The following is a 15,811-nucleotide window of genomic DNA, read 5'->3' on the forward strand; positions in this document are numbered from 1 at the left end:
ACGGCCGGGAGGTCCGCCGCCGCGACGGCTGGCAATGAGAATCGCGTGGTTGTGTAGATTAATTTTTCCGCCTGGGCGGTCGAGCCCGAGTCCAGGCCGCGGTGGCGCAACAAAAGGCATTGCGATGAATGAACCGATTCGCACATGCATCCCATTATGGGAGACCACGTTCGCTTGGTGCTCCGGCGTTGCGGAGGCGTCAGGGCGATGGTGGGCTCCCATTGGCACTGAATATTCTTGTGGAGGGATCGGGGTAATGAGCCACCAAGTTCGATGTGCTCTCTCGGCGTTGTTTGTCGCTGCGTCGGTGAGCGTGGCAGAACCAGCCAATGCAGACGTGACCACTCGGGGAGACGTATCGCCTCAGAATCCATCCGACCCTTGGGACCTGGGGCTGAACCGGCTCGTCGTGAGATCTGGGACGGTCGAGGTGACCAATGGTGGGGCGTTGATCAGCCCTGGCGCGTCCGTGGATGGAGGGAGCGCCGATTTCGGCATCGTCCAGGTCGACGGGTATGGCTCGACATGGATCAATAACGGATCCCTTGAGCTCGGCAGAAACTATACCGAGGGTTGGGTCGTCATCCGGAACGGTGCCGAGGTGATCACCGATGATCTCGTGGTGGGCTTCAGAGGCTCGCTGGGTTATGGTCGTGTGTTCGTCGAGGGGTACGACGCCACCCTGACGAGCAGAACGAACACCTACATCGGCAGAGCTGGGCAAGGCTACGTCGAGCTCAAGCAAGCAGCGAGCTTCTTTTCACATAACGTCTATATCGGCGGAACCCACGGCTGCTCGATCTGCGAGGGTGAGGTCGCCATCACGGGTTCCGCGACGAAGTGGGTGAGCACGGGGCAGTTCGTTCTGGGCGTGAGGAGCCGTGGTTTGCTGAACATTCACCGCGGCCAGCTCTTCACGGTGGGCGCACGAATCGACGGCGATGACTTCATGAACAGCCACGCGAGCGTGAGCGGCTGGGGCGGCACGTGGACCAACCAGGGGCTCCTGCGCGTGGGGGCGAACCGTGGATATGGCACGCTCACCGTCGGGGCTTATGGGACCCTCGTGACGGAAGACACCGAGATACGCTCTGAGCTCGGCGGGGGCTTCGTCAAGGCAAACGATGTCTATGCATCGTGGCTCAATAGCGGCGACGTCACCATCTTCGCCATAGGCAATCAATCTCCGTCGCTCCTCGTCGACAAGGACGCCTTCGTGAGCATCGGCGGCCTCCTCCGGACTGCACCGACGGCTGGCGGCTATCCCTATCCCTACCTGGGGCCCTCCGTGCGTCTAGCGGACGGCGACCTCATCGCGGGCGCAATGGAGATCGCGGAGGGCGACTTCGACTTCGCCGGCGGGCGCCTCGAAATCGGCAGCTTCGCGGGCGATCTCGCCAACATGCAGGCCGGCGAGCTCTCCGTCGGGGAGGTTCACACGTCGACCGGCATTGCCGGCAGCTACAGCCAGGGGCCGGGCGCCGCCCTCAGCATCACGGTCGCAGGCTCGAGCGCCTTGCCGCTCCTCCAGGTGGATGGGGATGTCGATCTCGACGGTGCGCTGGTGGTCCTGCCGGCCGACGGGTCTGTGTCGTTTCAGGCCGGGGACACCATCGTTCTGCTCGGTTGGAGCGGTGATCTCACGGGGACGTTCGCTGCCGTGAATATCGCCTTGCCGCTCGCCCCAGGGCTCGCCTGGGACACTTCCGCCCTGTACACGACCGGCGAGATCACCGTCGTAACCGCGACCTGAGCGCCACCGGCTTTCCTCACCACGAGCGATCCTGGCTCGAAAGAAGCTGAAGGTTCAGCTCAAGCCAGGCCGCGCGCTTCATGCGGTCAAGACGGTCCAGGACTTCATCGCCGCGACGCCGCTCGATGCCGACGAGCTCGCCGACATCCAGGCAGCGCGCGAAGAGAGCGCCGCCTCCGTCAACGCGTGGCTGACCGCGCGACGGCGCCAGTTCGCGGGGCGCTTCACCGAGAAGACGCTGAGTCTCCTCGCGCTCGGCGAGGCCGTGCCTCCGCCGCTGCCCGAGGTGCCCCTTTCCCTTCTCGCCCGCTTCCAGCCGACAGCGCGCGCCTAGCAGCGCAGGAGCGGACGAACTCGGCGTGACTGCCGCAGTCATGGGGCCCTCGGCGCGCTGGCGTTTCGCGGAGGAGGACGGACGATGCCCGGCGCCTCGCCCGCTCAAAGCGATGGCGATGCGCGCCGGCCATGGCAGCATGCGTCGCACATTACCCGTCGTACAGCTCCTGTGAACCCCATTCCCATCTTCTCCGATCACGGGGCGTCATCCCGTTACGCCATCATCGAGGTCCTCTGCGAGGGTTCAGACACCCTTCTCTACCGGGGTGTGCGCGAGGCCGACGGCCGTCCGGTGGTGCTCAAGGTCCTCCGGCGCGATCACGCGAGCCCCCGTGCCCGCGAGCGGCTGCGTCACGAGTACGAGGTTGCCCGGGCGCCCGAGACCACGGCCATCGTCAAGCCCTATGGGCTCGAGATGCTCGGCGATCAGCCGGCGCTGGTCCTGGAGGATTTCGGCGGCGTGTCGCTCGATCGGCTCCAGAAAGGGCCGATGCCGCTCGAGCGCTTCTTCCCCCTCGCCATCCGCCTGGCGGAGGCGCTCGCCGGGCTGCATCGACACGGCGTCGTCCACAAGGACATCAAGCCTCAGAACCTGCTCCTCAACCCCACCACCGGCGAGGTGAAGATCACCGACCTGGGGATTGCGTCCCGGATACCCCGCGAGCTCCAGCACCTCGAGCACGCCGGGCTCATCGAGGGGACCCTGGCCTACATGGCCCCGGAGCAGACGGGCCGGATGAACCGCTGGATCGACGAACGGACCGATCTCTACTCCCTGGGCGTCGTCTTCTACGAGATGCTGACGGGCGCCCTGCCGTTCCAGGCCAGCGATCCCGTCGCGTGGGTCTATTGCCATATCGCGCAGAAGCCTCCCCCGCCGAGCGCGCTCGTCCCTTCGATTCCCCCGCTCCTGTCGGAGGCCGTGCTCAAGCTGCTCTCCAAGGCCGCCGAGGAGCGTTACCAGAGCGCGGCCGGCCTGCGGCACGACCTGGACGAGTGCTTCGCAAGGTGGCGGGCGAGCGGCGCCATTCCGCCCTTCGCGCTTGGGAAACGCGATCTCTCGGACCGGTTCCAGGTGCCGCAGCGGCTGTACGGGCGCGAGCGCGAGGTGGAAGCGCTGCTCGCCGTGTTCGAGCGGGTGGTGGCGCAGGGCCGGCCAGAGCTCGTGCTCGTGTCGGGCTACTCGGGCATCGGCAAGTCGTCGCTCGTCGCCGAGCTGCACCGGCCGATCGTGAGGGAACGGGGCTTCTTCCTCTCCGGCAAGTTCGATCAAACCGCGAGGGACGTCCCCTACAGCGCTTTCCATCAGGCGTTCCGGGCGCTTTTTCAGGAGATCCTCTGCGCGAGCGAGGAGCAGGTCGAGCGCTGGAGACGGCGCCTGCGGGAGGCCCTCGACCAGAACGGCAGGCTGCTCGCCAACATGCTCCCCGAGCTCGATCTGCTCCTCGGCCCGCAGCCGCCCGTGCCCGAGCTTCCGCCCGCCGAGGCCCAGAGCCGGCTGCTCGCGACGCTCCAGCGCTTCGTCTCCGCGTGCGCCCAGAAGGAGCACCCCGTGGCGCTCTTCCTCGATGATCTGCAGTGGGCCGACGCGGGAAGCCTCCTCCTGCTCGAGCAGCTCGCCACCTACACCGGGTCCGAGCACCTCCTGCTGATCGGCGCGTACCGCGACAACGAGGTCGGCCCCGCGCACCCGCTGCGGCTCACGCTGGCCGAGGCGCGGAAGCGCGGCGCCGCCGTCTCCGATCTCGCCCTCGATCCGCTGTCCGCCGCCCACGTCGCGGCGCTCGTCGCCGAGGCAGTGCACGCGCCCGAAGGGCAGATCGAGCCGCTCTCGCGGCTGGTCTGCGAGAAGACCGGCGGCAACCCGTTCTTCGTGCTGCAGTTTCTGATCGCGCTGCACCAGGAGGGGCTCATCACCTTCGACGCGGAGCAGGGCAGGTGGCGGTGGGACATCGCCGCGATCCGGGACAAGGGGTTCACCGACAACGTCGTCGAGCTGATGGCGGGCAAGCTGAAGCGGCTCTCGGCCCCGGAGCGGGAAGCGCTCACGCTCGCTGCGTGCCTCGGCAGCAGCGTGGAGCTCGACACCCTCGCGATCGTCGCGGACCGTCCGGCGGCGGAGCTCCGCGACGCGCTCGAGGAGGCCGTGCGGGAGGGGCTGCTGCTCCGCCGGGACGGCGCCTATCGCTTCCTCCATGACCGGGTGCAGCAAGCCGCCTATTCGCTCATCCCGGAGGGACGGCTCGCCGAGATGCACCTGGGGATCGGGCGGCTGCTCCTCAGGGCGCAGCGCGCGGAGGAGCGCGACGAGGCGATCTTCGACGTCGTCGGTCACCTCAACCGCGGCGCCACACTCCTGCATTCCCAGGCGCAGCGGGACGAGCTCGCCGCGCTGAACCTCCGCGCCGGCAGGAAGGCCAAGGCCGCCGCGGCCTACGAGGCCGCCGCCGCGCTCTTCGCCGCGGGCCTTTCGCTGCTCGCGCCGGCCTCGTGGGAGGCGCGGCACGAGCTGACCTACCGACTGACCTTCGAGCGCGCGCACGTCGCGTACATCACCGGCGGCTTCGAGGAAGCCGAGCGGCTCCTGCAAGAGCTCATGGAGCGCGCGAGGACCCGGAGCGAGACGGCCGCCGTCGTCGAGCTCGTCGTCGCGCTGAACGTCACCCGCGGGCAATGTGCACGCGCGGTGGAGATCGGGCTCTCGTGGCTCCGCGCCTGCGACATCGATCTGCCGCCCCACCCCTCTGGCGCACAGATTGACGAGGAGACCGAGAGCGCCTGGCAGGCCCTGGGCGATCGGGCGATCGAGGACCTGATCCATCTGCCCACCATGACCGACCCGGACATCAAGCTCACGATGGGCGTGCTGCGGGGCGTGGCCTTCCCTGCGTTCTTCGTGGACCTGGACCTGCAGTATCTCGTCGTCCTGCACATGGTCGAGCTCAGCTTGCGCCACGGCAACGCCGAGCACTCCGCTCTCGCGTACTCCGCCTTCGCGATGTTGATCGGCCCGAGGTTCGGGCGATACCAGGAGGCGTACTTGTTTGGCAAGCTCGGCTGCGACCTGGCGGACAGGAGCAGTCTTCTCACCACGAAATCGATGGTGTTCAGCACCTTCGGCCAGGTCATCTTCTGGACACGCCACTACAGAGAGACGTATCCGTACGTGCGCGCCGGCTTCAGCGCCGCGGTCGAGTCCGGTGAGCTGAACACGGCGTGCTTCCACTGCATCTATGCCGCGCTGTTCCCGCTGCTCTCTGGCGAGCCGCTGGAGGACCTGCTTCACGAGGTCGAAGAGCGCCTCGGCTTCGTGCGCAGGACCGGTTACGCGTACGCGTACTGCATCCTCCTCGGCGGCCACGCCATGATCCAGACACTGCGAGGGAGGTCGGTCCGCTTCTCGATGCTCGATGGATCCGATCTGGATCCGCCGGCCTTCGAGGCGCAGCTGGACGAGGGGGATCTGCAGAGCGTTCGCAGCCTCCATTACAGCTTGACGGCCCAGGCGCTCTTCGTGCTCGGCTCTCCGCGAGAGGCGTTCGCGGCGGTGACCCGCGCGATGGTCGAGCACCCCTTCAGCAGCGAGCCGTACGTGCTCATCGCCGAGAACTTCTATTATCTCGCGCTCGCGCTCGCGGCCCTCTTCAACACGCCGCACGAGGCGCAGGCATCCCCGCCGCGGGCGCTCCCCGAGGAGCTCCTCGAGTGCGAGCGGCGGCTCGGCGAGTGGGCCAGGAGCGGCCCCGACAACTTCCTCCACAAGCACGCCCTGGTCCGCGCCGAGATCGCCCGGCTCCAGGGGCACGAGCCGGAGGCCAGCCGGCTCTACGAGCAGGCCATTTCGTCGGCGCGGGAGGGCGGCTTCGTCCAGCACGAGGCCATCGCCTGCGAGCTCGCCGCGGGGTTCTACCGCGCGCGCGGCCTCGCGACGCCCGCCGATAGCTACTTGCAAAGGGCCCGCGCTGCCTACTTCACGTGGGGCGCCCACGCCAAGGTCGAGCAGCTCGACCAGCGCTACCCCAACCTCGCCCCGCGCAAGCCGATCGCCCCTACCGTCACCTTCGCTGTGCGGGCCGAGCAGTTCGACGTCCTGCCGGTGGTCAAGGCCTCGCAGAGCATCTCCGGCGAGCTCAAGCTCCCGCGCCTGCTCGAGACGCTGCTGCGCATCGTGGTCGAGCACGCGGGCGCCGAGGAGGGATGCGTCGTCCTGGTCCGGAATGAATGCCTGTGGACCGCGGCGATCGAAACGCCGGGGGGTGAGGCGCGGCTGCTCGATGCAGGCGAGGCCGCGGCGGCCGCGCTGCCGCGGTCCATCCTCAACTACGTTCGCCGGAGCCGCGAGCGCGTGCTGCTCGACGACGCCGCCGCCCGGCACCCCTTCATGGAGGACGAGTATTTCCGGCGCAAGCGCCCGAGATCGGTGCTGTGCCTCCCGATCCTGCGCGAGGCCCGGCTGCTCGGCCTGCTCTACCTGGAGAACAACCTCGTCTCCGGCGCCTTCACCCCCGGCCGGCTCAGCGTCATCGAGCTGCTCGCCTCGCAGTCGGCGATCTCGCTGGAGAACGCGATGCTCTATGCCGAGGTGGAGCAGGAGAACGCCGAGCGGCGGCGGGCGGAGCGGGAGCTCCGGGAGAGCCAGGCGACGCTGCACGCCATCGTCGACAACTCTGCGGCCTCCATCTACCTCAAGAATCGCGAGGGCCGGTATCTGCTCGCCAACCGGCATACGGGCAGCGCCGTGGGCCTGTCGAGCCATGAGCTTCTCGGAAAGACCGACGCCGAGCTCTTCCCTCCTGCGGTCGCCGAGACGCTCCAGGACAACGACCGGAAGGTGCTCGCTTCGGGCGGGCCGATGGAATGCGAAGAGGAGATACTGCTGGACGACGGACCGCACACCTTCCTGTCGGTCAAATTCCCTCTCGGCGAGGGGGTCATGCCCGGCGTGCTCTGCGGCATCTCCACCGACATCACCGAGCGCAAGCGCGCCGAGCAGGCCGAGCGCTTCCTGGCCGAGGCGAGCCGCAAGCTGATGACGCTGGGCTACGGCGCGACCTGCGAGAGCGTGGCGCAGCTCCCGGTGCCCGAGCTCTCGGACCAGTGCGTCGTCGAGGTGCTTTCGGAGGACAGGACGCCGGGCCCGACGGCCGTCGTGGGGGTACCCGGCGAGCAGCTGGAAGCGCTGAAGGACGCGCTGCGCGCTCTGGCAGAAGCGCCGCCGGCCGGATCCGAGGGGGTCGATGGCCGCGCCACGCCGCTGGTGCAGCAGGTGCATTCGCTCGACCCGCGGGTCAGGCCACCCTGGGAGCGGCTCGGCGTCCACGCGTTCCTGCGGGTTCCGCTGCTCGCGCGCGACCGGTACTTCGGCGTCATGACCCTGCTGGCGACCGCGCCCGAGCGCCGCTACGGCCCCGCCGACCTGCGGCTGGCCGAGGAGCTGGGGCGCCGCGCGGCGCTCGTGCTCGACAATGCCCGCCTGTACACCGAGGCCCAGGAGGCGATCGAGCGGCGGGACGAGTTCCTCGTCGTCGCGTCTCACGAGCTCAAGACCCCGCTGACCTCGCTGCAGATGCAGGCGCAGGCCATCGAGCGACTTCTGCGCCGCCGTTCGCTCGCGGACGTCCCCCCGGAGCGGATCGAGGCGATGCTTCGGATCCTCGACCGCCAGACGTCGCGGCTCGGGCGCCTCGTGGACGAGTTGCTCGACGTCACGAGGCTGCACGCCGGGCGGCTTTCGCTCGCGCGGGCGCCGGTCGATCTGGCGGCGTTGGCGGGCGAGGTCGTCGAGCGGATGCGCCCGCAGCTCGCGGCGTCCCGCTGCCGGACGCAGCTGGATCTGGGAGCGCCCGTGGTCGGGCACTGGGATCCGGATCGCCTGGAGCAGGTCGTCATCAACCTCCTGTCGAACGCGATGAAGTACGGCGCAGGCAGGCCTATCTTTGTCGGCGTGCGACGGCAGGCCGAGCGCGCGCTGCTCGTGGTCCGGGATGAGGGGATCGGGATCGCGGAGGCCGATCAGGGCAGGATCTTCGAGCGCTTCGAGCGCGCGGTGTCGGTGCGCAACTTCGGCGGCCTCGGCCTCGGGCTCTACATCGCACGCGCGATCGTGGCGTCGCACGGCGGCTCCATCCGGGTGCAGAGCAAGCTGGGCGCCGGCGCGACGTTCGTGGTGGAGCTCCCGCTGAGCCCACCGGAGTCGGACGAGCGCGGCGTCGCGCCGGCCTAGCTGGACACCGCAGCCGCGCTCCTTGACCTCCGCGCCCGGACCACCTGCCGAGGGGGGCGCCTAGATCGTCCCTCGCGGCGTGGTGAGCGTCGTGCTCATGACAGGCTGCGGCTCTCTGGCGGGATCCGTGCCGAGTGGTGCGAGATCGAATCCATGTGGGTCAGGACCTCCGCCTGACCCCAGCGCTCGAGCGCGTCCATCTCCGCCGGGCTGAGCAGCCGCTGAATCGCACCCCAGGTGCGCTCGAACGCGAGCGCGGCCAGGCGCAGCGACAGCCCGGCGAGGGGGCTCCGGTCGGGGTCGTCGCCGCGCTACGCCGCGTAGGCCTCGGCGTCCCATCCTTCCAGCGGGAGCGCGTCCGTCTCGGCGATGCGCCGATCCGGCGCGTCCGCGGTCTCCGCCCACGCTCGGCGATCTCGAAGAGCTTGGCGATCTTGCCGAGCGGCAGGCCGAAGCAACCCTACCAGCCAGGCGCATCTCCGAGCGACCCTGAAGCGCCCTCCGCCGCCTTCGTTCGCTGGAGCGTCGACCGCCGCGCGCCGTTCGTCCACCCCCGCGTCGCCAGAGGACGCGATCCCGGACGTGCGCCGCAAGGAGCGTGCGGGGACGCTGGTCCAAGTACTTGTCTCCGTTATCGACAAGAGTCCATCCATGCTTCGATCAAATACTCCTATGTCCATGAATCGTAATCCGGGCGTGAAGGGGGATAGACGCGGGGCCGATCGATGCGTGCGGTTCACGTCGCGAATGCTCGTTGGCAGCGCACCCAGACACTGGCGTGCAGCCACCCCTCGGACGTCCGGGCCGGCAGCAGCTCGCCGAGCGGCTCGCCGCCGCTCGGGGCGCAGCTGCCGGGATCCACGGCCACGACCTCTGCGGACTTGCTGCCGAGCGCGACGCCGGGCGGCGTGACCCGCAGAACGGCGCCATGGAGCTGACGAGGATCGATGCGACCTGGTCCACGGATTGCGGGGCGTGAATCGGACAGCACCGATCGTGGCGACTCCGCAGCCGAACAGGAGGTGGTGGTGATGGCAGGCCACCGTAGCCGCCGTGAACGACGTGGCGCCGACGAGCGTGCCCTCCACCTCCTGCGCCAGGAGACGAGCCCGCGCCCCTCCACCGCGATCGACCGTCCGGACCGGCGAACGGCCACGGCCAGCGTCATCCCGGCCACGGTTCCCGGTGTGATCCCAGGCCCAGGGGCGCCCCGAGCCCCGCTTCGAGCCGTAGCGGCGTTCGCTTAGGACGGAGGATGTCCGGCGCGTCGCCCGCTCAAAGCGCTGGCGACGCGCGCCGACCATGGCAGCATGTGTCGCACATCACCCGCATCAGGGCTCAAGTGGGCACCAATCCCGACTCGTCCGATCACGGGTCTTCGTCCCGTTACGCCATCATCGAGGCCATCTACGAGGGCTCAGACACCGTTCTCTACCGGGGTGTACGCGAGGACGATGGCCATCCCGTGGTGCTCAAGGTCCTCCGGCGCGATCACGCGAGCCCTCGCGCCCCCGAGCGGCTTCGCCACGAATACGAGATCGCTCGGGCGCTCGACACCACGGCCATCGTCAAGCCCTATGGGCTCGCGATGCTCGGCGAACAGCCGGCGCTGGTCCTGGAGGATTTCGGCGGCGTGTCGCTCGATCGGCTCCAGGATGGGCCGACGCCGCTCGAGCGCTTCTTCCCCCTCGCCATCCGCCTGGTCGAGGCGCTCGCCGGGCTGCATCGGCACGGCGTCGTCCACAAGGACATCAAGCCTCAGAACCTGCTCCTCAACCCCGCCACAGGCGAGGTGAAGATCACCGACCTGGGGATTGCGTCCCGGATACCCCGCGAGCTCCAGCACCTCGAGCACATCGGGCTCATCGAGGGGACCCTGGCCTACATGGCCCCGGAACAGACAGGCCGAATGAACCGCTGGATCGACCAGCGGACCGATCTCTACTCCCTGGGCGTCGTCTTCTACGAGATGCTGACGGGCACTCTACCGTTCCAGGCCGACGATCCCGTCGCGTGGGTCTATTGCCACATCGCCCAGGCGCCGCAGCCGCCGCACGCGCTCGTCCCCTCGATTCCCCCGCAGCTCTCCGCGGTGGTGCTCAAGCTGCTCTCCAAGGCCGCCGAGGAGCGTTATCAGAGCGCGGCGGGCCTGCGGCACGACCTGGACGAGTGCTTCGCCAGATGGCGGACGAGCGGCTCCGTTCCCCCCTTCGCGCTCGGGGGGCGCGATCTCTCCGACCGGTTCCAGGTCCCGCAGCGGCTGTACGGGCGAGAGCGCGAGGTTACGGCGCTGCTCGCCGTGTTCGAGCGCGTGGTCGCGAGCGGCCGGCCAGAGCTCGTGCTCGTGTCGGGCTACTCGGGCATCGGCAAATCGTCGCTCGTCGCCGAGCTGCACCGGCCGGTGGTGAGGGAGCGCGGCTTCTTCCTGTCCGGCAAGTTCGAGCAAGCCGCGCGGGACGTCCCCTACAGCGCCTTCCATCAGGCGTTCCGGGCGCTTTTTCAGGAGATCCTCTGCGCGAGCGAGGAGCAGGTCGAGGGCTGGAGACAGCGTTTCCGGGAGGCCCTCGGTGAAAGCGGCGGGCTGCTCGCTGACGTGCTCCCCGAGCTCGGGCTGCTCCTCGGCCCTCAGCCGCCCGTGCCCGAGCTGCCGCCCGCCGAGGCCCAGAGCCGGCTCCACGCGACGCTCCAGCGCTTCGTCTCGGCATGCGCGCAGAAGGACCACCCCGTGGCGCTCTTCGTCGACGATCTCCAGTGGGCCGACGCGGGAAGCCTCCAGTTGCTCGAGCAGCTCGCCACCTACGCCGGGTCCGAGCACCTCCTGCTGATCGGCGCGTACCGCGACAACGAGGTCGGCCCCGCGCACCCGCTGCGGCTCACGCTGGCCGAGGCGCGGAAGCGCGGCGCCGCTGTCTCCGAGCTCGTCCTCGAGCCGCTCTCGGCCACCCATGTCGGGGCGCTCGTCGCCGAGACGGTCCACGCGCCGCACGCGCCCGCGGAGCAGGCCGAGCCGCTCTCGCGGCTGGTGTACGAGAAGACCGGCGGCAACCCGTTCTTCGTGCTCCAGTTCCTGATCGCCCTGCATCAGGAGGGGCTCATCACCTTCGACGCGGAGGAGGGCAGGTGGCGGTGGGACATCGCCGCGATCCGGGACAAGGAGTTCACCGACAACGTCGTCGAGCTGATGGCGGGCAAGCTGAAGCGGCTCTCCGGCCCGACGCGGGACGCGCTCATGCTCGCCGCGTGCCTCGGCAGCAGCCTGGAGCTCGACACGCTCGCGGTGATCGCGGGCCGTCCGGCGGCGGAGCTCCGCGACGCGCTCGAGGAGGCCGTGCGGGAGGGGCTGCTCCTCCGCCGGGACGGCGCCTATCGATTCCTCCATGACCGGGTGCAGCAAGCCGCCTACTCGCTCATCCCGGCGGGACAGCTCGCCGAGATGCACCTCCGGATCGGGCAGCTGCTCCTCTCGGCACAACGCGCCGAGGAGCGCGACGACGCGCTCTTCGACGTCGTCGGCCACCTCAACCGCGGCGCCGCGCTTCTGCGTTCCCAGGCGGAGCGGGATGAGGTCGCCGCGCTGAACCTCCGCGCCGGCAGGAAGGCCAAGGCGGCCGCGGCCTTCCAATCCGCCGCCGCGCTCTTCGCGGCTGGCCTTTCCCTGCTCGCGCCGGCCTCGTGGGAGACAGGTCACGAGCTGACCTACGGCCTGACCTTCGAGCGCGCGCACATCGCGTACATCACCGGCAGCTTCGAGGAAGCCGAGCGGCGCCTGGAAGAGCTCATGGATCGCGCGAGGACCCGGCACGAGACGGCCGCCGTCGTCGAGCTCGTCTCCGCGCTGAATGTCACCCGCGGGCAATACTGCCGCGCGGTGGAGATCGGGCTCTCGTGCCTCCGCGCGTGCGACGTTGATCTGCCGCTCCACCCCACCGACGCACAGATCGAGAAGGAGACCGAGCGCGTCTGGCAGGCCCTGGGCGATCGGGCCATCGAGGACCTGATCCATCTGCCCCCCATGACGCACCCGGAGATCAAGATCACGATGGGCGTGCTGCAGAGCGTGTCCCTCCCTGCGTTCTTCGTGGACCCGAACCTGTACAACCTCGTCGTCATGCGCATGGTCAAGCTCTGCCTGCGCCACGGCAACACCGAGCACTCCGCTTTCGCGTACGCCGCCTTCGCGATGGTGATCAGCTCGAGGTTCGGGCGATATCAGGAGGCTTACCTGTTCGGCCGGCTCGGCCACGACCTGGCGGACCGGAGCGGCCTCCTCACCACGAAATCGGTGGTGGTCATCCTCTTCGGACACTATGTCGTCTTCTGGACACGCCACTACAGAGAGACGTATCCATACACGCGCGACGGCTTCAGCGCCGCGGTCGAGTCCGGTAATCTGAACAACGCGTGCCTCATCTGCATCTGGGCCGCGCTGTTCCCGCTGCTCTCTGGCGAGCCGCTGGAGGACGTGCTCCACGAGGTCAAAGAGCGCCTCGACTTCGTGCGCAGGGTCGGTTACGCGTTCCCGCACAACGCCCTCCTCGGCGGCCACGCCATGATCCAGACGCTGCGCGGGAGGCCGGTCCGCTCCTTGATGCGGGACGGGTCCGAGCTGGATCCGCCGGGCTTCGAGGCGCAGCTGGAGGAGGCTGGGCATCTGGAGGCCGCTCGCGACTTCTATTACGGCTTGAAGGCGCAGGCGCTCTTCGTGCTCGGCTCTCCCCGAGAGGCGCTCGCGGCGGCGACCCGCGCGATTGCCGAGCACCCCCCCGGGGTCCGGCCGCACGCGCTCATCGCCGAGAGCTTCTATTATCGCGCGCTCGCGCTCGCGGCCCTCTTCAACGCGCCGCACGGCGCGCACGAGGCGCAGCCATCCCCGCTGTGGGTGCTCCCCGAGGGGCTCCTCGAGTGCGAGCGGCAGCTCGGCGCGTGGGCCAGGAGCGGCCCCGACAACTTCCTCCACAAGCACGCCCTGGTCCGCGCCGAGATCGCCCGGCTCCTGGGGCGCGAGCCGGAGGCCAGCCGGCTCTACGAGCAGGCCATCGCGGCGGCGCGCGAGGGCGGCTTCGTCCAGCATGAGGCCATCGCCTGCGAGCTCGCCGCGGAGTTCTACCGCGCGCGCGGCCTCTCGACGCCCGCCGACAGCTACCTGCGAAGCGCCCGCGCCGGCTACTTCCGCTGGGGCGCCCGCGCCAAGGTGGAGCAGCTCGATCAGCGCTACCCTCACCTCGTCGAGCGCAAGCCGATCGCCCCCACCGTCACCTTCGCCGTACGGGCCGAGCAGTTCGACGTCCTGTCGGTGGTGAAGGCCGCGCAGAGCATCTCTGGCGAGCTCAAGCTCTCGCGGCTGCTCGAGATGCTGCTTCGCATCGTGGTCGAGCACGCGGGCGCCGAGGAGGGCTGTGTCCTCCTGGTCCGGGAGGAGCAGCTGTGGCTCGCGGCGATCGAGACGCCAGGGGGCGAGGTACGGCTGCTGGATGCGGGCGAGGCGCCTTCGGCGGCGTTGCCGCAGTCGGTCCTCAACTATGTTCGCCGGAGCCACGAGCGCGTGCTGCTCGACGACGCCGCCGGCCGGCACCCCTTCATGGAGGATGAGTATTTCCGGCGCAAGCGCCCGAGATCGGTGCTGTGCCTGCCGATCGTGCGCCAGGGCCGGCTCATCGGCCTGCTCTACCTGGAAAACAACCTCGCCACCGGGGCGTTCACCCCCGGGCGGCTCAGCGTCGTCGAGCTGCTCGCCTCGCAGTCGGCGTTCTCGCTGGAGAACGCGACGCTCTATGCCGAGGTGGAGCAGGAGAACGCCGAGCGGCGTCGGGCGGAGCAGGCGCTCAAGGCCAATCAGGAGATGCTCCAGGCCATCGTCGACAACTCGGCGGCGAGCGTCTACGTCAAGGATCGAGAGGGCCGATTCCTGCTCGCCAACCGGCAGGTGGGCGCCCTCCTGGGCATGCCGAGCGCGCAGCTCCTCGGGAGGACCGACGCCGACCTCTTCCCTGCTCCCTTCGCCGAGGTGGTCCGCGAGCACGAGCGGAAGGTGCTCGAGGCGGGGGCGCCGATGGAGTGGGAGGAGATGGTGCCGCTGGAGGACGGGCTGCACACGTTCCTGTCGATCAAATTCCCTCTCGGCGAGGGGGTCATGCCCGGCGTGCTCTGCGGCATCTCCACCGACATCACCGAGCGCAAGCGGGCGGAGCAGGCCGAGCGCTTCCTGGCCGAGGCGAGCCGCAAGCTGATGACGCTGGGGTACAGCGCGACCTTCGAGAGCGTGGCGCAGCTCCCGGTGCCCGAGCTCTCGGATCAGTGTGTCGTCGAGGTGCTCTCGGCGGACAGGACACCGGGCCCGACGGTTGTCGCAGGGGTGCCCGGCGAGCAGCTGGAAGCGCTGAAGGACGCGTTGCGCGCTCTTGCAGAAGCGCCGCCGGCCGGATCCGAGGGGGTCGATGGCCGCGCCGCGCCGCTGGTGCAGCAGGTGCGTTCGCTCGACCCGCGGGTCAGGCCACCCTGGGAGCGGCTCGGCGTCCACGCGTTGCTGCGGGTTCCGCTGCTCGCGCGTGACCGTTACTTCGGCGTCATGACCCTGCTGGCGACCGCGCCCGAGCGCCGCTACGGCCCCGCCGACCTGCGGCTGGCCGAGGAGCTGGGGCGCCGCGCGGCGCTCGTGCTCGACAATACCCGCCTGTACACCGAGGCCCAGGAGGCGATCGAGCGGCGGGACGAGTTCCTCGTCGTCGCGTCTCACGAGCTCAAGACCCCGCTGACTTCGATGCAGATGCAGGTGCAGGCGGCCGAGCGCCTGCTGCGCCGCGGCTCGCTCGCAGGCGTTCCCCCGGCGCGGATCGAGGCGATGTTCCGTATCCTCGGCCGCCAGACGTCGCGGCTCGGGCGCCTGGTCGACGAGCTGCTCGACGTCACGAGGATGAACGCCGGGCGGCTGACGCTCACGCGGGCGCCGGTCGATCTGGCGGCGCTGGTGGGTGAGGTCGTCGAGCGGATGCGCTCCCAGCTCGCGGACGCCCGCTGCCCGACGCAGCTGGATCTGGGAGCGCCCGTGGTCGGGGACTGGGATCCGGATCGCCTGGAGCAGGTCGTCATCAACCTCCTGTCGAACGCGATGAAGTACGGCGCAGGCGGGCCTATTTTCATCGGCGTGCGGCGGCAGGCGGATCGCGCGTTGCTCGTGATCCGGGATGAGGGGATCGGGATCGCCGAGGCCGATCAGGGCAGGATCTTCGAGCGCTTCGAGCGCGCGGTGTCGGTGCGCAACTTCGGCGGCATCGGGCTCGGGCTCTACATCGCGCGCTCGATCGTGGCGTCGCACGGCGGATCCATCCGGGTGCAGAGCAAGCCGGGCGCCGGCGCGACGTTCGTGGTGGAGCTCCCGCTGAGCCCGCCGGAGGCGGACGAGCGCGGCGTCGCGCCGGCCTAGCTAGACACCGCAGCCGCGCTCCGTGACCTCCGCGCCCGGACCACCTGCCGAGGGGGGCGCCTAGATCGTCCCTCGCGGC

4 protein-coding genes are annotated in these 15,811 nt (G+C 69.5%); 3 read left to right on the top strand and 1 reads right to left on the bottom strand.

All coding sequences use genetic code 11. The features are described 5' to 3' along the window. The first annotated feature begins 256 nt into the window (after positions 1-256). Entirely contained in the window at positions 257-1,753 is a 1,497-nt protein-coding gene (locus tag WMF12_RS18565; protein ID WP_437872896.1) for a hypothetical protein, read from the top strand. Positions 1,754-1,769: 16 nt separating this feature from the next. Here the strand turns inward: WMF12_RS18565 and WMF12_RS18570 are convergent, their stop codons facing one another. After that, a complete protein-coding gene (locus WMF12_RS18570; RefSeq protein ID WP_437872897.1) occupies positions 1,770-2,129 on the bottom strand; it encodes a hypothetical protein in 360 nt (119 codons plus the stop codon). A 129-nt stretch (positions 2,130-2,258) separates the two neighbouring features. Here WMF12_RS18570 and WMF12_RS18575 point away from each other — a divergent pair, with 129 nt between their 5' ends. Then, entirely contained in the window at positions 2,259-8,312 is a 6,054-nt protein-coding gene (locus tag WMF12_RS18575; RefSeq protein ID WP_437872898.1) for an AAA family ATPase, read from the top strand. 1,342 nt (positions 8,313-9,654) lie between these two features. After that, positions 9,655-15,732: an AAA family ATPase gene (locus tag WMF12_RS18580; protein WP_437872899.1), complete on the top strand. Its 6,078-nt coding sequence runs from the start codon at positions 9,655-9,657 to the stop codon at positions 15,730-15,732. The last annotated feature ends 79 nt before the right edge of the window (positions 15,733-15,811 follow it).

The sequence above is a fragment of the Sorangium sp. So ce363 genome (assembly GCF_051520435.1).
Taxonomy (GTDB): Bacteria; Myxococcota_A; Polyangia; order Polyangiales; family Polyangiaceae; genus Sorangium; species Sorangium cellulosum_B.

Coding starts and splice junctions, on each gene's coding strand:
- WMF12_RS18565 (WP_437872896.1), top strand. CDS start 257: ATGAGCCACCAAGTTCGATGTGCTCTCTCGGCGTTGTTTGTCGCTGCG.
- WMF12_RS18570 (WP_437872897.1), bottom strand. CDS start 2,129: ATGACTGCGGCAGTCACGCCGAGTTCGTCCGCTCCTGCGCTGCTAGGC.